This is a genomic window from Xanthomonas sp. fls2-241-TYG-148, assembly GCF_030208815.1.
Taxonomy (GTDB): domain Bacteria; phylum Pseudomonadota; class Gammaproteobacteria; order Xanthomonadales; family Xanthomonadaceae; genus Xanthomonas; species Xanthomonas campestris.
This window is the reverse complement of record NZ_JARVTE010000003.1, coordinates 164,468-181,793: the sequence shown is the minus strand read 5'-3', so window position 1 is coordinate 181,793 and position 17,326 is coordinate 164,468. Positions and strand designations below refer to the sequence as shown.

Here is a 17,326-nt window from a genome sequence, read left to right as displayed (position 1 = left end):
GGTGAGACCTAGGCCACGCTTCCGGCAGCATGCCCGGACGCCCAGGCCCATTGGAAGTTATAGCCGCCCAGCCAACCGGTGACGTCGAGCACTTCGCCGACGAAGTACAGCCCGGCCACCAGGCGCGACTCCATCGTCGCACTGGACACCTGGTCGGTGTCCACGCCGCCCAGCGTGACCTCGGCGGTGCGATAGCCCTCGGTGCCGCTGGCCACCAGCGGCCAGCCACCGAGCAGGTCGGCAGCTGCGCGTAGCTGCGGTGGATCGAGCTGGCGCACCGGCTTGTCCGGCAGCCACACCTCGCACAGCCGCTGCGCAAAGCGCCGTGGCAGGACCTCGCCCAGCACGTTGCGCAGCTCAGTGGCCCCGCGTAGCTGCTTTTGTTCGCGCAGCCAGGCCTCGGCGTCATGGCCTGGCAGCAGGTCCAGGCGCAGATCATCGCCGGGCTGCCAGAACGAGGAGATCTGCAGGATCGCCGGCCCGCTGACGCCACGGTGGGTGATCAGCATGAAGTTGCGGAAACTGGCGCCATTGCAGTGCGCCTCGACCGGCATGGCCAAGCCGGACAGATCCTGCAGGCGTTCCTGATGCTTGCCGCTGAGGGTGAGCGGCACCAGCCCGGCGCGGGTAGGCAGCAGCTGATGACCGAATTGCCTGGCCAGCGTGTAGCCGAAGCCGCTCGCGCCCATGCTCGGAATCGACAGCCCGCCGGTCGCCACGATCAGCGCCTGCGCCTGCACGCGGCCTTGGCTGGTGTCCACGCTGAAGCCGTCGCTGTCGCGGCGCACCGCCTGCACCTCGCATTGGGTGCGGATCTGCACGCCGGCCGCCTCGCATTCGTCCAGCAGCATGCGCACGATCTGCTTGGACGACACATCGCAGAACAACTGGCCCAGCTCTTTCTCGTGATAGGCGATGCCGTGCTGCTCCACCAGTTCCACGAACGCGCCCGGGGTGTAGCGGGCGAGGGCGGACTTGCAGAAGTGCCGGTTGGCCGAAACAAAGTTGGCCGGGGTGGTGCCGGTATTGGTGAAGTTGCAGCGCCCACCGCCGGACATCAGGATCTTCTTGCCCACCTTGTTGGCGTGGTCGATCACCAGCACCTGTCGCCCGCGGCGGCCGGCCGTGAAGGCGCTCATCAGCCCGGCAGCGCCGGCGCCGATGACCAGCACATCGCAACGCGTGCTCATTCCGCCGGGGCTTGTCGCACGATGGGCGTGAGCGTGACGGTGCCTTGGTCGGCCAGCATCTGCACTTCGCCGTCCTGGATGATCACGTCAAAGCGCATGCCGCGCTGGATCAGCGCACCAAGCGCCTCGGTGGCCTGCGATTCGAGCTCCAGCACGCGCAGGTTGCGGTGCCGGCCGAGTGCGTTGGCATGCTTCTTCCACCAGGTCTCGGTGGCCTGGCCGCCGTACCCGATGACCACGACTTCCCGTGACCGGTTGCAGGCCTTGCGGACGCGGCTCTCGTCGGGCTGGCCCAGGTCGATCCACAGGTCGGGGTCGCCGGTGTAGTCGCGCCGCCACAGATCCGGTTCGTCGTCATTGCTCAGCCCGCGGCCGAACTCCAGGCGGTCGTCGGCGAACAGGGCAAACGCCAGCAGGCGCACCATCAGGCGTTCGTCGGTTTCGGAAGGGTGCTGGGCCAGGGTCAGCGAATGGTTGGCGTAGTAGCCGCGATCCATGTCGCTGATCTGCAGTTCCGCCCTGCGGACGGTGGCGGTGAGAGCCATCGGGAAACCAGTTGCAAAGGGCGGTCATGATACGCCTGCGGGCTCCGCGCGCGGGTCTTCAAGGCCGGGCGGGTTGCCGTGCCAGCCAGCGGTCCAGCTGTGCCGCGAACGCCTGGCGGTCGCGTGCGTGCAGCGCAGGCGGCCCGCCGGTTGCCACGCCGGCACCGCGCAATTCCTCCAGAAAACCGCGCACCGACAGGCGCTCGGCAATGCTGTCGCTGGTGAACGGCTCCCCGCGCGGACTGACCGCTGCGGCGCCGCGTTCCAGTACGCGCGCCGCCAAAGGAATGTCCTGGGTCACTACCAGATCGCCAGCGTTGACCCGCTCGGCGATCGCGTCATCGGCCGCATCCGGGCCGCCGGGCACCTGCAGCGCCCGCACATGGCCAGGGTTGGCGTGCGCAGGGAATGGTTGGCGACCAAGGTGACGGAGATGCCGGTGCGCTGGGCGGCGCGGAACAAAATGTCGCGAATGACCGCCGGGCAGGCATCGGCGTCGACCCAGATCTGCGCAAGACCTGGCGGGAGTGGCGTATTCATTCAGGAAATCGGGAAGGAAATGGCCTGACAGGGGGTCAGAATGCGCCCGACAGCAAAACTTTTGTCCGAAGGTGTCGCTTTTTGCATAAAACACGAGTACTGTGCACCCACTGTGTTTGCAAGGGTCACCGTGAATCGTGGCCTGGTGTAGCTAGATCTCATTCGATCCCGCTCCATCGTTCCGCTTTACCAACGCCTGCAACTCAGTCTCAGCGCCGGTTTTTCGGTTGCTGCGATTTATCCATCTAAAAGTTCAGGAGTTAGTAAAATGTCAGATCGTCAGAACGGTGTCGTGAAGTGGTTCAATGATGCCAAGGGCTTCGGCTTCATCACCCCGGAAAGCGGCCCGGACCTGTTCGTGCATTTCCGTGCCATCCAGGGCACCGGCTTCAAGTCGCTGCAGGAAGGCCAGAAGGTCTCCTTCGTCGCCGTGCAGGGCCAGAAGGGCATGCAGGCTGACCAGGTGCAGGCGGTCTAATCCGTCTGCAACCGTAAGGTTGCCAAAAACGCCGGGCGCGCAAGCGTCCGGCGTTTTTTTATTGTCTGCGATTTGTCGCGTCGCCCCAATCTGCACGTTCGGCGCCACCGCGTTGCACGCCGGTGCGAGGGTTTACGGATGCGGTGAGCACGGCGATGACGTATGCCTGGGTAGGATGTGCGCTTTCCGCACGCCGGCTCTCCCATGCTTACTGTCCACCACCTCAATAATTCCCGCTCGCAACGCGTGCTCTGGTTGCTGGAAGAGCTGGCGTTGCCGTACCAGATCGTGCGCCACGAGCGCGACCCCAAGACCATGCTGGCGCCGCCGGCGTTGCGCGCGATCCATTCGCTGGGCAAGTCGCCGGTGGTGGTCGATGGTGGGCTGACCATCGCCGAGTCCGGCGCGATCCTGGAATACCTCACCGAGCGCTACGATACCGAATGCGCGCTGTCGCCGTCGGCGCGTCCAGCGGAGTCTCCCGAGCGCCTGCAATTTCGGTACTGGATGCATTACGCCGAAGGCTCGGCGATGCCGCCATTGCTGATGACACTGATCTTTGGGCGCATCCGCTCGGCCCCGATGCCCTTTTTCGCCAAGCCCATTGCGCGCGCGATCGTCGACAAGGCGATGTCCGGCTTCGTCGGGCCGCAACTCAAGTTGCACATGGACTGGATGGAGCAATCGCTGGGCGGCAGCGGCTGGTTCGCGGGTGAGCGCTTTACCGCGGCCGACATTCAGATGAGTTTCCCGGTGCAGGCGGCGGCTGCGCGAGGCGGCGGGCTGGAGGCCTACCCCAAGCTGCGCAGCTTTATCGAGCGCATCGAGGCGCGGCCGGCATATCAGGCCGCACTGAAGAAGGGCGGACCGTTTGAGCTGCAGCGGGCCAAGCCCGCCACCTGAGTCGTTCGCAGCTAACCAGCTGACTGATGCGGGTTGCCCGATAGGCGGGCTCTCCCGTCAAGGAGCCTTGCAGTCACGCAGGAATTGCAGGGTGTCGCGCAGGGCTGGCGAATCGGCCGGGTTTTTGCGCAGCGACAGCACCAGGCCCATGTGCCCCATGCCGGGATAAAACGTGGTGTTTGCCTGGACGCCGACGCGCCGTTCGGCAGCGGCCAGCGAGGTGCTGTTGCGCGGCTCCACAACGCGGTCGTCTTGCCCATGCAGCAGCAACATCGGCGGCTCGTCGCCATCTGCGTGAACCACAGGCTGCGACGCGGCTTGCTGTGCGGGTGAGGTGCCGAAGACCTCGATGAGTTCGGGATCGGTCATGGGCGAGAAATCATACGGACCGGCAAGTCCGACGAAACCGCACAGTTGTTGCGGACGCAGGCCCTGCGCCTGAAGCCACCTGCGATCCGTCACCAGCAGTCCGGCAATATGCGCGCCTGCCGAATGCCCCATCACCGCCACGCGTGTCGGGTCGCCGCCGTAGGCCTGCGCATGGTGATAGCCCCACGCCGTCGCCTTGGCGGCATCGGTCATGAAGCCGTCCAGCCCGACCTGCGGATACTTGCGGTAATCGGCGACCAGCGCGACCACGCCCTGGCGCGCGAGCGAGCGGCCGACCCAGCTGTAGTTCTGGCGCATGCCGCGCTTCCAGGTGCCGCCATAGAAGAACACCACCACCGGCGCATTGAGTGCGTTGCGCGGTTGATAGACGTCCAGCGCCAGCCCGAGGGCCGGGTCGAACACCTCGTTGCGGTGCTCGATCACGCCCTCGCGACTGGTGGCGGCATTGATGCCGCCGAAGAACACACTGCTGCAGGCGCTCAAGGTCAGCGAACCAAGTAGCACGAGGGCGGGGCGGAACCAGCGGGAAGCGTGTGATGGCATGGGCGGTGTCGCTCGAAAGGCAAGAAGTGATGGTGCTGGGCGCGTGGTGACTGCAGGCAGGCCGAGCCTGCTTGGCAATGGTGCAGCAGGTGAAGATACGATGCCGGCGCGCGCGTGGATGCGCGCTGCGCGCATGCGAAGTTCATCGCCAGTGCCCTAGGCTTGCACGCATGACCCATCTCCAATTCGATAACCGTTTGCGCGCCCAGTTGCCGGGCGACCCGGAAGAAGGCCCACGCCGCCGCGAAGTGCTGGCCGCCTGGTCAGCGGTGCAGCCGACGCCGGTGGCTGCGCCCACACTGCTGGCGTATTCGGCCGATGTCGCGCAACGCCTGGGTCTGCGTGCCGAGGATCTTGCCGGCCCGCAGTTTGCCGAGGTGTTTGGCGGCAATGCCTTGTATCCGGGAATGCAGCCGTGGGCTGTCAACTACGGTGGTCACCAGTTCGGGCATTGGGCAGGGCAGCTGGGCGATGGCCGCGCGATCTCATTGGGCGAGGCCATCGGGGTCGATGGCGGGCGCTACGAACTGCAGCTCAAGGGCGCCGGGCCAACGCCGTATTCGCGTGGGGCGGATGGCCGTGCCGTGCTGCGTTCGTCGATCCGCGAATTCCTGTGCAGCGAGGCGATGCATTACCTGGGCGTGCCGACCACCCGGGCGTTGAGCCTGGTGGGCACCGGTGATGCAGTGGTGCGCGACATGTTCTACGACGGGAATCCGCGCCGCGAGCCGGGCGCGATCGTGTGCCGCGTGGCGCCCTCGTTTATTCGATTCGGCAATTTCGAACTGCCCGCCGCGCGTGGCGACGTCGATCTGCTACGGCAGTGGGTGGACTTCACCCTGGCACGCGATTTCCCTGACCTGCCGGGCAGCGGCGAAGACCGGATTGCCTCCTGGTTCGGCCAGGTGTGCGAGCGCACTGCGGTGATGGTCGCGCACTGGATGCGCGTGGGCTTCGTGCATGGGGTGATGAATACCGACAACATGTCCATCCTGGGGCTCACCATCGACTACGGCCCCTACGGCTGGGTGGACGATTACGACCCGGATTGGACGCCCAACACCACCGATGCGCAGGGTCGCCGTTATCGCTTCGGCACCCAGCCGCAGGTGGCGTACTGGAACCTGGGGCGGCTGGCCCAGGCACTGTCGCCGCTGTTCGGCGATGCGGCGCCCTTGCAGGCCGGGCTGGACCAGTTTCGTGACACTTATCTGGCCTGTGACCGGCGCGATACCGCGGCCAAGCTGGGGCTGGCCGAGTGCCAGGACGAGGATCTGCACCTGATCGACGACCTGCGTGCGCTGATGCGCGAAGCGGAGATGGACATGACGCTGACCTTCCGTGGCCTGGTGGATCTGTCGCCGCAGCAGCCGGACGCTTCTGTGCTGCGTGAGGCCTTCTACGACGAGGCCAAGCGTGCTGCGCACGCGCCAGCTCTGGACGCCTGGCTGCAGCGGTATGCCGCACGCTGCCTGCAAGACGGCGCGTCAGATGCGGTTCGCGCTTCGCGGATGCGGGCGGCCAACCCGCGCTACGTGCTGCGCAATTATCTGGCGCAGCAGGCGATCGACCAGGCCGAGCAGGGCGATCTGTCGGGCGTGCACGCGCTGCTGGAGGTCATGCAGCGCCCGTACGACGACCAGCCCGGGCGCGAGGCATTCGCGGCCAAGCGCCCGGACTGGGCGCGGGACCGCGCGGGATGCTCGATGTTGTCCTGCAGTTCCTGACGCGCTCATGTCGGCAGCGGTCGTCGGCGCCGCACAGTCAGCGTGCTCGCCTAGAATAGAGCGCTCCCACTGGCCACGACCGCCATGAACGACTGCAGCCGCTGCGCCGGTTCCACCTCTTCCGGACCGACCCACTGGTCGGGCCGGATCCGCGACATCGCCGATTTTCCCAAGCCGGGCATCGTGTTCAAGGACATCACGCCGCTGTTGTCCGATGGCCCGGATTTCGCTTCTGCGCTGGATGAAATGGCGCAGCCCTGGCGCACCACACCGCTGGATGCGGTGCTGGGCATCGAGGCGCGTGGCTTCATTCTGGGCGCGGCGTTGGCGCGCGAGCTGCGCACCGGCTTCGTGCCGGTGCGTAAGCCGGGCAAATTGCCCGGGCGCACGTTGATCCAGGAGTACGCGCTGGAATACGGCACCGACCGCATCGAGATGCATGAGGATGCGCTGCCGCGTGGCGCACGGGTCTTGATTGTCGACGACGTGCTCGCCACCGGCGGCACCCTGCGTGCAGCCTTGGGCCTGGCCGCGCAGCTGGAGCTGGAAATCGTCGGCGCGGCAGTGCTGGTCGAGCTGCAGGCCCTGCAGGGCCGCAGCAAATGGCTCAACGATGTGCCGCTGCTGGCGACGCTGAGCTACTGAGCAAGGGATCGCTGTACCGGTGCAGCGGCCAGACCGCTGCATCGCGGAGCCCATCTGAGTGGGCTCCCGATTGGGCGGTGCGAGCTGCCTAGAGCTTGGTGACCCGGAAGCGACGGCCCTTGATCTTGCCGGCCTGCAAGTGGGTCAGTGCACGAGCGACCTGCGCCCGCGCAATCGCCACGTACGAGCGGGTAGGGTAGATGGCGATCTTGCCGATCGCCGCGCCTGACAACCCTGCTTCGCCGGTCAATGCACCCAGAATGTCGCCGGCACGCAGTTTGTCGGTCTTGCCGCCATCGATGCGCAGCGTGGTCATTGCTGCCAGCGGCAATTGCGCCGGGCGTGCGGTGGCCAGCGGTGCGCGTGACCACTTGAGCGGCTGGCCGTGCTCGGCCTCCAGCGCCTGCGCACGGGCGCTTTCGCGCGGCGCCACCAGGCTGAGTGCCAAGCCGTGCTTGCCGGCGCGCGCAGTCCGGCCGATGCGGTGGCGATAGGTTTCGGTGTCGGTGGGAAGCTCGTAATTCACCACCGCCGCAAGGTCTTCCACATCCAGGCCGCGCGCGGCCACGTCACTGGCAACCAGTACGTTGCAGCTGCGGTTGACGAAGCGCACCAGCACCTCGTCGCGGTCGCGTTGCTCCATGTCGCCATGCAATGCCAGCGCGGAGAAACCGAACTCCTGCAGCGAGCCGGCCACTTCGTCCACTTCCTTGCGGGTATTGCAGAACACCACGCTGGATTCGGGATTGAAGCGCAGCAGCAGCCCGGCCACCGCCTTCTGCCGATAGGTGGGGTCCACTTCGAAGAACTGCTGGTCGATCTCCGGTGCGTTGTCCGCGCCTTCCACGGTGATTTCCACCGGGTCCTTCAACAGCTCGCGCGCCAGCGTGCGGATGATGTCGGGGAAGGTCGCCGAGAACAGCAGGCTCTGGCGGTGTTTGTCGCAGCGGCTGGCGATCTCGCGGATGGGTTCTTCAAAGCCCATGTCGAGCATGCGGTCGGCCTCGTCCAGCACCAGCGTGCGCACGCCGCCCAGATGCAGGGCGCGTTTGCGCGCCAGTTCCTGGATGCGTCCGGGCGTGCCGACCACGACCTGCGGGTCGTGCGCTTCAAGCGATGCCAGCTGCGGGCCGAGCGGCATGCCGCCGGTGAGCACCAGCAACTTCATGTTGGGAATGCCGGTGGCCAGCTTGCGCAGTTGCTTGCCGACCTGGTCTGCCAGTTCGCGCGTGGGGCACAGCACCAGCGCTTGCGCACGGGTCAGTGCCGGGTCGAGCTTCTGCAGCAGGCCCAGCCCGAACGCGGCAGTCTTGCCGCTGCCGGTGGGCGCTTGGGCAATCACATCCAGCCCCTGGAGGATCGGCGGCAGGCTCTGCGCCTGGATCGGCGTGAGGGTGGTGTAGCCCAGGGCATCGATGCCGGGGGCCAAGGCTGGCGAGAGCGGCAGCGCGGAGAATTCGTTCATGGCGTATTTTAACGGGAATCGGGAGTGGTGAATCGGGAATCGCAACGGCGAGGCTTTTCCATTCCCGATTCACCATTCCCGATTCCCGTACAATTAGCCCATGCCTTTAATCACTCTGCAAAGCGTCGACTACAGCGTCGGCGGCCCGTTGTTGCTGGAAAAAACCGACCTGACGATCGAGCCGGGCGAGCGTATCGCCCTGATCGGCCGCAACGGTGCCGGCAAATCGACCCTGATGAAATTGATTGCCGGCGAGCTCAAGCCCGATGACGGCGAAGTGCGCGTGCAGCAGGGCGTGCGGATCGCGCGATTGGAGCAGGAGGTTCCGCAGGGAACCGGCGGCAGCGTGTTCGACGTGGTGGCCGACGGGCTGGGTGAACTGGGTCACTGGCTGGCCGAGTTCCATCAACTCAGCCACGCCGAGGTCTTCGATGCCGATGCCTTCGGCAAGGTGCAGGCCAAGATCGATGCGGCCGAGGGCTGGGCGTTGGATCAGCGCGTCAGCGAGACGTTGACCAAGCTCGATCTGGACGGCGATGCGGAGTTCGCGCGGCTGTCCGGCGGCATGAAGCGGCGCGTGCTGCTGGCACGCTCGCTGGTGGCTTCGCCGGACGTGCTGCTGCTCGACGAGCCGACCAACCACCTGGATATCGAAGCCATCGATTGGCTGGAAACTTTCCTGAAGGGCTGGAACGGCAGCGTGCTGTTCGTCACCCATGACCGGCGCTTTCTGCGCGCGTTGGCCACGCGCATCGTCGAGATCGATCGCGGCCAGGTCACCAGCTGGCCGGGCGACTGGGCCAATTACGAGCGCCGGCGCGAAGAGCGGCTCAATGCGCAGGCGCAGGAAAATGCGCGCTTCGACAAGATGCTGGCGCAGGAAGAGATCTGGATCCGTCAGGGCATCAAGGCGCGCCGCACGCGCGATGAAGGCCGCGTACGGCGGCTGGAATCGATGCGCAACGAGCGCGTGCAGCGCCGCGATCTCACCGGCAATGTGCGCATGGAAGTCTCGCAGGGCGAGTCGTCCGGCAAGAAGGTGATCGAGGCCAAGGAAGTCACCTTTGCATTCGGTGCGCGCACGATGGTCAAGGATTTCTCCAGCATCATCCAGCGTGGCGACCGCATCGGCTTGATCGGCCCCAACGGTAGCGGCAAGACCACCTTGCTCAAGCTGCTGCTGGGTGACCTGCAGCCGCAGCAGGGCGAGATCCGCATTGGCACCAATCTGCAGATCGCCTATTTCGACCAGTACCGCGCCACCTTGCGCGAGGACTGGAGCGCGATCGAGAACGTTGCCGAAGGGCGCGATTTCATCGAAATCAACGGCAAGCGCAAGCACGTGCATGCGTACCTGCAGGATTTTTTGTTCACGCCCGAGCGCGCACGTGCGCCGATCACGCGCCTGTCCGGTGGCGAGCGCAATCGCCTGCTGCTGGCGCGCCTGTTCGCGCAGCCGTCCAACCTGCTGGTAATGGACGAACCGACCAACGACCTGGACGTGGAAACGCTGGAGCTGCTGGAAGAGCTGCTCGGCGAGTACACCGGCACCTTGCTGTTGGTCAGCCATGACCGCGACTTCCTCGACAACGTGGTCACTTCCACGCTGGTGATGGAGGGCGACGGCCTGATCGGCGATTACGTCGGCGGATACAGCGATTCGCTGCGCCAGCGCCGCACCGCGCCGGCCAATGCGATGGCGGTGGCCAAGGCCTCTGCAACTGCAGCGGCGACCACGCCGGTGGCCGCTGCTGCACCGGTGCCGGCCGTGGCCGAAGAGGCTGCGCCGAAGCGCAAGCTCAGCTACAAGGAAGCGCGCGAGCTGGAGCAACTGCCGGCGCTGATCGAGACCCTGGAGCAGCAGGTCGCCGCATTGACCGACGCCATGAACGACCCGGCGTTCTATCAGCGCGATAGCGCGGCGATGACCGCGCACACTGCCGCCCTCACCGATGCGCAAGCGCAGCTGGATGCGGCCTACGCACGCTGGAGCGAGCTGGATCGCTGAACAAGTGTGCGGGACAGGTGACGCCGACGCACGTGCTGCGTCGGCGTAGCAGCTGTCCTACACGTTAGTCGCAGGCGCTTGCCGGCGCGACGAAGGCGGCAAAGCTGCGTCCGCGCGCCGCCCAGGCGGTGGCGGCTTCGTCGAGGATGTCGAGCAGGCTGTCGCGGTCGGCCGGTGCGTGGGTGGCCAATGCATCGGCACCATCGAGCAACAGCGCATAGCCGCGCGGTGCCGGCAGCCAGCTGAGATCGCGCAGGGCATCGCTCAACGCATCCCAATTACGACCGAAGCCTGGCGGGAAATCGAGCTGGATTGCCAGGCGCATCAGCAGGGTGCGTTTGTCGGCGCAGTCCGCCAGATCCACCCGCAGGATGCGCAGCCCGGCATCGCGTGCCAGTGCGGCCATGGTGTCCAGGTCCTGGGTCTGCGCCTGGTACACGCCGGACTGCTGTGGGTCGGACAGATCCAGCGCAAAGTCGCCTGCACTCATGGTGCCTGCTCCGGGGTGGGGCCCTGGAAGGATTTGAAATTGGCGTAGTGATCGTCGCTGTAGTACCAGCTCTGCGGCGGCGTGCCGCCGGTGACGATCCGGCGTGCGCCGCGATCGGCGCTGCCGGGCGTGTCCACGGTGTACTCGTGGTAATAGCCGCGCGGCCGCTCCGGCAGCCGCTGCTCACGATTGCCGAACACCGCGCCGTCCTGCGGATAGGGAAACGGCCCGCCGCGCTGTATCAACACGATGGTTGCCATGGCTTCGGTCGGCAGGAATGCCGGCAGCCGCGGCACCTGGCGCGCCGACGTTGCGGCCGGTGCGGCAGCCACGGGTGCCGACAGTTGCGGGGCGAACTGCGGCTTGGGCGTCTGCACGACACGCATGCCCCAGAGCCCGGCCACAAGCAGGACGATGGCGACGATCAGCAAGGCGGGTTTGCGCATGGGTGGTCCGAAGCGAAAGAGGCAACCGCAGCCATGGCGGATGAGAGACCAAGTATGCCGTCGCGCGACTGTGTCGACTTTGAACGTGGCGGCGGGGGAGGGCACGCCCGGTTCACGCCCAAGTAACCGGGGCATGGTGCAAGGTGTGCAGCCGAGGAACTGCGGCACTGCGCAGGTGATGGGATGAAGTTTCCCTCGCCTCACCCTTGGTAAGCGCAGCCCAGGTCCTTACCATCTACCCCGCAACGCCCGGTCTTTCGCCGGGCGGCAAGTCCAGGAGACCCTCATGGCTTATACCCTTCCGCAGTTGCCTTACGCTTACGACGCGCTGGAACCGAACATCGATGCGCAGACGATGGAAATCCATCACACCAAGCATCACCAGACCTACATCAACAACGTCAATGCGGCGCTGGAAGGGACCGAGTACGCCGACCTGCCGGTTGAGGAGCTGGTCTCCAAGTTGAAGAGCCTGCCGGAAAACCTGCAGGGCCCGGTGCGCAATAACGGTGGTGGCCATGCCAACCATTCGCTGTTCTGGACCGTGATGTCGCCCAACGGCGGCGGCGAGCCCAAGGGCGAGGTCGCCAAGGCGATCGACAAGGACATCGGCGGTTTCGAGAAGTTCAAGGAAGCCTTCACCAAGGCCGCGCTGAGCCGTTTCGGTTCGGGCTGGGCATGGTTGAGCGTCACCCCAGACAAGAAGGTTGTGGTCGAAAGCACCGCCAACCAGGACAGCCCGCTGTTCGAAGGCAATACGCCGATCCTGGGCCTGGACGTGTGGGAACACGCCTATTACCTGAAGTATCAGAACCGTCGCCCGGACTACATCGGCGCGTTCTACAACGTGGTGAACTGGGACGAAGTCGAGCGCCGTTACCACGCCGCGATCGCCTGAGTCTTGCGCTGACGCTGCAACGCAAGAAGGCCGGGAGCGATCCCGGCCTTCTTTGTTTGGTGCGGTCTGTCGTGTAGGAGCGACCTTGTTCGCGAGGAGGCGTTCCTCGGGAAAGCTCCATCGCGCGCGAGCGCGCTCCTACGATTGCCTCGTGCCGATCAGAACTTCGAATCGAATTCGCGTGCGTAGCCGGTGTTGACGATCACCTTCTGCAGCGCATCGCTGATCTTGATGTTGCCCGCCACGATCTGCTGCGTTTCCGGGCCCATGTTGTCCATGCGCGGCGGAGTGGCGCCCTTGTAGTCGCAAACGCGGCCACCGGCCTCGCGCACCAGCAGTACGCCGGCCGCAATGTCCCAGGCTTTGACGCCCGCTTCGAAATACGCATCGGCACGGCCGCACGCGACATAGGCCAGGTCCAGCGCGGCCGAGCCGGTACGGCGCACGTCTTCTGCCTGTACCAGCAGCGCGTCCACGCACTTGAGCTGGGCGCTGGCGCGTGCGCGCTCGCGCGGCGGGAAGCCGGTGTGGACCATCGCGCCTTCCAGATCCTTGCGCTCGGCAATGCGGATGCGGCGGTCGTTGAGCACTGCGCCGGCACCGCGGCTGGCAGTGAACAGCTCGTTGCGCAACGGGTCGAAGATCACCGCGTCGGTCGGCTCGCCATTTTCCACCAGCGCAATCGACACGCAGTAATGCGGGAAGCCGCGCAGGTAGTTGCTGGTACCGTCGAGCGGGTCGATGACCCAGGTGTAGCGGCCACTCTTGCCGCCCTGCACGCCGCCTTCTTCGCCGAACACGGCGTACTCGGGGTAGCCGCGCTTGAGTTCCTTGATGATGACCTTCTCGGCGTCGGCATCGACTTCGCTGGCGTAGTCCATGCGGCCCTTCTGCACCACGTTGAGGGCATCGAGCTTGTTGATACCGCGCAACAGCACATTGCCGGCGAGGCGGGCGGCTTTGACCATGACGGTGACGGCGGGTTTCTGCATGGTTAAAGCTCCCGTGAAGGCAGAATCGGAAATGGCGAAGGTAAAAGAGCGGTCCGGCGCGAAAGCCGGCCGCGCAGTTTACCATCTACGGCCGAACTGCTCCCCAATCTCCGTTCATGTCCGTCAGTCAGCGCATCCGTTTTGTTCTCGTCGGTACCCAGCATCCAGGCAACATCGGCGCCGCCGCGCGCGCGATGAAGACCATGGGGCTGACGCGCCTGGTGTTGGTCGCACCGGAGAAGGCACTCGATGAAGATGCCTACCGCCGTTCCGCAGGCGCCGAAGACGTGCTCAGCGATGCACCGATCTTCGAGACGCTGGCCGAGGCGGTAGCGGACTGCACGCTGGTGATCGGCTGCACGGCGCGCGCGCGCCGGGTAGCGCTGGAAGAGTTGGCACCGGACGCGGGCGCGGGCCGTGCCTGGGCCAAGGCGGCCGAACCGGCCGAGGTAGCGATCGTGTTCGGGCGCGAGCGCACCGGGCTGACCAATGACGAATTGCAGCTCTGCCATGCGGCCGTGCATATCCCATCGGACCCGCAGTTCAGTTCGCTCAACCTGGCTTCGGCGGTGCAGGTGCTGGCCTACGAGGTGCGCCTGGCACAGCTTGCGGCGGAGGCCACGCCCGCCGCACAGGCCGCGCCGGCCGCAGACAGCGCTGGCCCACGTGAGCTGCCGGCCAGCCATGCGCAGATGGAAGGCTTGTTCGGCCAGCTGGGCCAGACCCTGGACGAGATCGACTTCCATAAGGGCCGTGCGCCGGATTCGGCGATGCGCAAGTTGCGCCGGCTGTTGCTGCGCGCGGAAATGACCGAGCAGGAAGTGCGTCTGCTGCGCGGCATCCTGGCCGATGCCCAGCGCATGGCGGGGCTGGCGCGCCAGGCCGGAACCTGACGGCTGTCACAACCTGGAAGATTCGGCTAAGGTGTCGGCGACTCTAGGGGAGTAGCTGGTTTGCGCGGTCTACGATGCTGTCTGATTGCGTGGCTGCTGGCCTGCGCAAGTTTCGCCGCGACGGCTGCGGCAGCGCCTTCTTCGGTCCTGGTTCTGGGGCGTATCAGCAATGATCCAGCCACCCATTACTATCAACTCAAGCCGCTGCTGGACTACGTGGTGCCGCGCATGCGCGGGGTGGGCATCCGCAGTGGCGAGATCCTGATGGCGCCGGATGCGCGCCAGATGGCCAGTTACCTGCGCCGTGGCCGGGTGGACTGGGTCAGTGAAACCGCCGGTGCGGCGATGCTGCTGGAGCAGCGCGGCAGCGCACATCCATTGTTGATGACCGAACGTAGCGGGGTGCGCGACTTCCACACCGTGTTCTTCGTGCGGCGCGACAGCCCGATCCGTTCGCTGGCGCAGTTGCGTGGCCACACCCTGGCGCTGCAGAACGCCTCGTCCACCAGTGGCTACCTGGTGCCGATGCTGGAGCTGGTGCGCAATGGCCTGGCCTGCGATGTGCTGCTGTCGCCCGACGATACCCAGGTGCTCGGTTCGGTGGGCTACCTGTTGGTCGGCTCGAAGTTGAACATCGCCGCTTTCGTGCACAAACGGCTGATCGACGCCGGCGCCTTCAGCAACCTCGATTGGGACGACGAGCGCCACCTGCCGCTCATGTTCAAGCGCGAGTTCCGCATCGTGCACCGCAGTGCGCCGGTGCCGCGCGCGGTGGAGATGGTGCGTACCGGCATCGATCCGGCGGTGGAGAGGCGCCTGCGCGCGGTGCTGCTGCAGGCTGCCGCCGACCCGCAGGCCGGCCCGGCGTTGAAGCGCTTTTTCGGCACCACGGCGTTCCATCCCGTGGACGCGCCCAGCCGCGCGCGCCTGGAGGCGTTGCGCAACGGGCTGCAACAGGTCAGGACGCAGGTGGAATGACGCAGGTGCGCTTTGGATTGCAGGCTCGGTTCCTGCTGGTGATGGCGCTGACGCTGTTGCTGGTCGGCGCCATCCTGGCCTCGCTGTTGCAGCGGCAAAGTTCGATGCAGCGCGAGGTGCGCAGCCTGAGCGCGCAGATCCTGCATGAGTTGTTCGACCGCAGCCTGCGCACGCGCGGCGAAACCCTGGCCACCGAGCTGGCCTCGGGCCTGGCCAACCCGCTGTATTACTCGGATCTGGCGGCGGTGGGCGCGCTGGTGCGCAATGCCTCGCGCCAGCAGGTGGTGAGCTACGTGCTGGTGTTCGACCGCCGCGGCCGGCTGGTGCACGACGGCAGCGCCACGCTGCAGGGCTATGGCCAGCCCATGCAGGACCCGCTCGCTGCCAAGGCGATCGCCGCGCCGGCCCTGCTGTTGCAGTCTTCGCCACAAGTGCTGGATGTGACGGTGCCGATCAAGGTCGGCGACCAGCGCATCGGCGGCGTACGGGTGGGCATGTCGCGCGAGCGCGTGCGCAAGATCGAATCCAGCGCCAACCTCACCCTGGTGCAGAATCTCAATGCGATCGGCAAGCGCGATCTGGGCTGGCTGCTGGTGTTGCTGGCCGCGCTGGTGGCGCTGGGCATCCTGCTGGCCATCTATGTGCAACGCACGCTGGTCGCGCCGGTGCGCCTGCTGGCGGCGGCGGCGCGGCAGATCGAACGTGGCGACTACTTGGTGCAGCTGCCGCCGCATCCGCGCAATGACGAAATCGGCGAGCTGATTTCCGCGTTCGGGCGCATGAGCGAAAGCATTGCCCGGCACGATCGCGAGGTGCGCCACATGGCCTACACCGACGCGCTGACCGGGTTGACCAACCGCCTGGGCTTCCGCGAAGGCCTGGACCATCTGCTGCACACCGCACGCAGTACCGACAGCAAGCTGGCGCTGTTGTTCGCCGACATCGACGACTTCAAACGGGTCAACGACACCCTGGGCCACGAGGCCGGGGACGAAGCGCTGCTGCAGTTCTCCAGTCGCATCAGCCGTGCGGTGGCGGCACTGGGCGGCGACGACGCGATTCTGGCGCGATTCGGTGGCGATGAGTTCGTGATCCTGCTGCAGAGTGGCGATGTGACCTTGCTCGCTGCGCAGCTGGCCGACCGCCTGGTGCATGAGTTGAGCCGCCCGTTGAACGTGCAGGGACGCGAGGTGTTTTTGGGCACGTCGATCGGCATCACCTTGTTCCCGGACGATGCCAACGACGCCACGGCGCTGCTGAAGAATGGCGACATTGCGATGTACCAGGCCAAGGTGGCCGGCAAGAATTGCCACCGGTTCTACAGCCGCGCAGCCGACCATGCGGTGGAGCGCCGCGTGCACATGGAGCACGAGTTGCGGGGTGCCTGGGAGCGTGATGAGTTGCGGTTGGTCTATCAGCCGATCTACCGCACCAGCGACCGCGTGCTGGTGGGCGTGGAAGTGTTGCTGCGCTGGCAGCACCCCGCATTGGGCACGATTCCGCCGTCCACCTTCATTGATATTGCAGAGCAGAGTGGGTTGATCGAGGTGATTGGGCCCAAGGTGCTGCGTGCGGCCTGCCTGGAAGCGGCCAAATGGCCGGTGGTGGGCGAGGGCTTGTTTATTTCGGTCAACGTCTCGCCGCGGCAGCTGCGCAGTGGCGACCTGATCGACACCGTGGCCGAGTGCCTGGCCGAATCCGGCCTGCCGGCCGCGCGCCTGCATCTGGAGCTCACCGAGACCGCGGTGATCGGCGACGAGATGATGGCCGCAAGCCTGCTCGACCAATTGCACCGCACCGGGGTGAAGGTGTGGCTGGACGATTTCGGCACCGGCTTCTCCGGCCTGAGCCATCTGCGTCAGGTGCCGGTGGATGGCGTCAAGATCGACAAGAGCTTCATCGCCGACCTGCAGCGCGACCCCGACGACCTGGCCCTGACCACGGCCATCATCGGCATGGCGCATTCGCTGGGGATCACCGTGGTGGCCGAGGGCATCGAGCAGGAAGCGCAGTTCAACCTGTTGCGCGACCGCGGCTGCGACCTGGGTCAGGGCTACTGGTTCAGCCGCCCGCTGAGCCCGGCCGACATGGTCAAGCTGATCGCGGCGGGCTGACGAGTGCCTCAACCGGCTTGATGACAGCGTCTGTGCTTGGTGTCGCCTAACCGATTGCGGGGCAGTGCTGCTAGCTACGTA

Annotated in this window: 16 protein-coding genes and 1 pseudogene; 9 read left to right on the top strand and 8 right to left on the bottom strand. The window is 66.0% G+C overall.

Annotation, left to right across the window (positions count from 1 at the left end; all coding sequences use genetic code 11):
• Positions 1-8: 8 nt before the first annotated feature.
• The 3 genes and pseudogenes from QRM60_RS06145 to QRM60_RS06135 all read right to left on the bottom strand — a co-directional run bounded on the left by QRM60_RS06145 (position 9) and on the right by QRM60_RS06135 (position 2,275).
• Positions 9-1,190 (bottom strand): NAD(P)/FAD-dependent oxidoreductase, encoded by a 1,182-nt coding sequence (locus tag QRM60_RS06145; RefSeq protein WP_285445800.1) that lies wholly within the window; start codon positions 1,188-1,190, stop codon positions 9-11.
• The gene (locus QRM60_RS06140; protein ID WP_011037433.1) at positions 1,187-1,735 is read right to left on the bottom strand and encodes a YaeQ family protein; all 549 of its coding nucleotides are present in this window, start codon (positions 1,733-1,735) and stop codon (positions 1,187-1,189) included. The genes QRM60_RS06145 and QRM60_RS06140 overlap by 4 nt, the downstream gene beginning before the upstream one ends.
• A 58-nt stretch (positions 1,736-1,793) precedes the next feature.
• Positions 1,794-2,275: pseudogene (locus QRM60_RS06135) on the bottom strand (YaiI/YqxD family protein).
• Positions 2,276-2,543: 268 nt separating this feature from the next.
• Between QRM60_RS06135 and QRM60_RS06130 the strand changes: the two are divergent.
• Both QRM60_RS06130 and QRM60_RS06125 read left to right on the top strand, forming a co-directional pair.
• A complete protein-coding gene (locus tag QRM60_RS06130; RefSeq protein ID WP_011037431.1) occupies positions 2,544-2,753 on the top strand; it encodes a cold-shock protein in 210 nt (69 codons plus the stop codon).
• Positions 2,754-2,957: 204 nt separating this feature from the next.
• Positions 2,958-3,656, top strand: coding sequence for a glutathione S-transferase (locus QRM60_RS06125; protein WP_115556205.1), 699 nt, complete (start codon positions 2,958-2,960; stop codon positions 3,654-3,656).
• Between the two features lie 57 nt (positions 3,657-3,713).
• Here the strand turns inward: QRM60_RS06125 and QRM60_RS06120 are convergent, their stop codons facing one another.
• Positions 3,714-4,589: an alpha/beta hydrolase gene (locus QRM60_RS06120; RefSeq protein ID WP_228419388.1), complete on the bottom strand. Its 876-nt coding sequence runs from the start codon at positions 4,587-4,589 to the stop codon at positions 3,714-3,716.
• 170 nt (positions 4,590-4,759) lie between these two features.
• Here QRM60_RS06120 and QRM60_RS06115 point away from each other — a divergent pair, with 170 nt between their 5' ends.
• Positions 4,760-6,316 (top strand): YdiU family protein, encoded by a 1,557-nt coding sequence (locus QRM60_RS06115; protein ID WP_285445799.1) that lies wholly within the window; start codon positions 4,760-4,762, stop codon positions 6,314-6,316.
• Between the two features lie 84 nt (positions 6,317-6,400).
• A complete protein-coding gene (locus QRM60_RS06110) occupies positions 6,401-6,961 on the top strand; it encodes an adenine phosphoribosyltransferase (protein ID WP_014507965.1) in 561 nt (186 codons plus the stop codon).
• Positions 6,962-7,049: 88 nt separating this feature from the next.
• Here QRM60_RS06110 and dbpA read toward each other — a convergent pair whose 3' ends face one another.
• Entirely contained in the window at positions 7,050-8,426 is a 1,377-nt protein-coding gene (gene dbpA, locus QRM60_RS06105) for an ATP-dependent RNA helicase DbpA (RefSeq protein ID WP_011037426.1), read from the bottom strand.
• Between the two features lie 100 nt (positions 8,427-8,526).
• Between dbpA and QRM60_RS06100 the strand changes: the two genes are divergently transcribed.
• Positions 8,527-10,434, top strand: a complete 1,908-nt coding sequence (locus tag QRM60_RS06100; protein WP_042597675.1) for an ATP-binding cassette domain-containing protein — start codon at positions 8,527-8,529, stop codon at positions 10,432-10,434.
• Positions 10,435-10,498: 64 nt separating this feature from the next.
• Here QRM60_RS06100 and QRM60_RS06095 read toward each other — a convergent pair whose 3' ends face one another.
• Both QRM60_RS06095 and QRM60_RS06090 read right to left on the bottom strand, forming a co-directional pair.
• Positions 10,499-10,924, bottom strand: coding sequence for a barstar family protein (locus tag QRM60_RS06095; RefSeq protein WP_285445798.1), 426 nt, complete (start codon positions 10,922-10,924; stop codon positions 10,499-10,501).
• Positions 10,921-11,370, bottom strand: coding sequence for a ribonuclease (locus tag QRM60_RS06090; protein WP_114998880.1), 450 nt, complete (start codon positions 11,368-11,370; stop codon positions 10,921-10,923). Before QRM60_RS06090 ends, QRM60_RS06095 begins: the two co-directional genes overlap by 4 nt.
• 286 nt (positions 11,371-11,656) lie before the next feature.
• Here QRM60_RS06090 and QRM60_RS06085 point away from each other — a divergent pair, with 286 nt between their 5' ends.
• Positions 11,657-12,268, top strand: a complete 612-nt coding sequence (locus QRM60_RS06085) for a superoxide dismutase (RefSeq protein WP_011037422.1) — start codon at positions 11,657-11,659, stop codon at positions 12,266-12,268.
• Positions 12,269-12,426: 158 nt separating this feature from the next.
• On the opposite strand, the gene QRM60_RS06080 is transcribed toward QRM60_RS06085, so the two are convergent.
• Entirely contained in the window at positions 12,427-13,260 is an 834-nt protein-coding gene (locus tag QRM60_RS06080) for an inositol monophosphatase family protein (protein ID WP_011037421.1), read from the bottom strand.
• A 116-nt stretch (positions 13,261-13,376) separates the two neighbouring features.
• On the opposite strand from QRM60_RS06080, the gene QRM60_RS06075 reads away from it, so the two are divergent.
• The 3 genes from QRM60_RS06075 to QRM60_RS06065 are packed head-to-tail and all read left to right on the top strand — an operon-like array spanning position 13,377 to position 17,245.
• Positions 13,377-14,153 (top strand): RNA methyltransferase, encoded by a 777-nt coding sequence (locus tag QRM60_RS06075; protein WP_014507960.1) that lies wholly within the window; start codon positions 13,377-13,379, stop codon positions 14,151-14,153.
• A gap of 60 nt (positions 14,154-14,213) precedes the next feature.
• On the top strand, positions 14,214-15,131 hold the full coding sequence (locus QRM60_RS06070) for a phosphate/phosphite/phosphonate ABC transporter substrate-binding protein (protein WP_285445797.1): 918 nt from the start codon (positions 14,214-14,216) through the stop codon (positions 15,129-15,131).
• Positions 15,128-17,245 (top strand): EAL domain-containing protein, encoded by a 2,118-nt coding sequence (locus tag QRM60_RS06065; protein WP_057672279.1) that lies wholly within the window; start codon positions 15,128-15,130, stop codon positions 17,243-17,245. The genes QRM60_RS06070 and QRM60_RS06065 overlap by 4 nt, the downstream gene beginning before the upstream one ends.
• Positions 17,246-17,326: the final 81 nt, after the last annotated feature.

Excerpts from the sequence above, each read along its gene's own strand:
- QRM60_RS06145 (WP_285445800.1), bottom strand. The coding sequence starts at position 1,190 with ATGAGCACGCGTTGCGATGTGCTGGTCATCGGCGCCGGCGCTGCCGGG.
- QRM60_RS06140 (WP_011037433.1), bottom strand. The coding sequence starts at position 1,735 with ATGGCTCTCACCGCCACCGTCCGCAGGGCGGAACTGCAGATCAGCGAC.
- QRM60_RS06130 (WP_011037431.1), top strand. The coding sequence starts at position 2,544 with ATGTCAGATCGTCAGAACGGTGTCGTGAAGTGGTTCAATGATGCCAAG.
- QRM60_RS06125 (WP_115556205.1), top strand. The coding sequence starts at position 2,958 with ATGCTTACTGTCCACCACCTCAATAATTCCCGCTCGCAACGCGTGCTC.
- QRM60_RS06120 (WP_228419388.1), bottom strand. The coding sequence starts at position 4,589 with ATGCCATCACACGCTTCCCGCTGGTTCCGCCCCGCCCTCGTGCTACTT.
- QRM60_RS06115 (WP_285445799.1), top strand. The coding sequence starts at position 4,760 with ATGACCCATCTCCAATTCGATAACCGTTTGCGCGCCCAGTTGCCGGGC.
- QRM60_RS06110 (WP_014507965.1), top strand. The coding sequence starts at position 6,401 with ATGAACGACTGCAGCCGCTGCGCCGGTTCCACCTCTTCCGGACCGACC.
- dbpA (WP_011037426.1), bottom strand. The coding sequence starts at position 8,426 with ATGAACGAATTCTCCGCGCTGCCGCTCTCGCCAGCCTTGGCCCCCGGC.
- QRM60_RS06100 (WP_042597675.1), top strand. The coding sequence starts at position 8,527 with ATGCCTTTAATCACTCTGCAAAGCGTCGACTACAGCGTCGGCGGCCCG.
- QRM60_RS06095 (WP_285445798.1), bottom strand. The coding sequence starts at position 10,924 with ATGAGTGCAGGCGACTTTGCGCTGGATCTGTCCGACCCACAGCAGTCC.
- QRM60_RS06090 (WP_114998880.1), bottom strand. The coding sequence starts at position 11,370 with ATGCGCAAACCCGCCTTGCTGATCGTCGCCATCGTCCTGCTTGTGGCC.
- QRM60_RS06085 (WP_011037422.1), top strand. The coding sequence starts at position 11,657 with ATGGCTTATACCCTTCCGCAGTTGCCTTACGCTTACGACGCGCTGGAA.
- QRM60_RS06080 (WP_011037421.1), bottom strand. The coding sequence starts at position 13,260 with ATGCAGAAACCCGCCGTCACCGTCATGGTCAAAGCCGCCCGCCTCGCC.
- QRM60_RS06075 (WP_014507960.1), top strand. The coding sequence starts at position 13,377 with ATGTCCGTCAGTCAGCGCATCCGTTTTGTTCTCGTCGGTACCCAGCAT.
- QRM60_RS06065 (WP_057672279.1), top strand. The coding sequence starts at position 15,128 with ATGACGCAGGTGCGCTTTGGATTGCAGGCTCGGTTCCTGCTGGTGATG.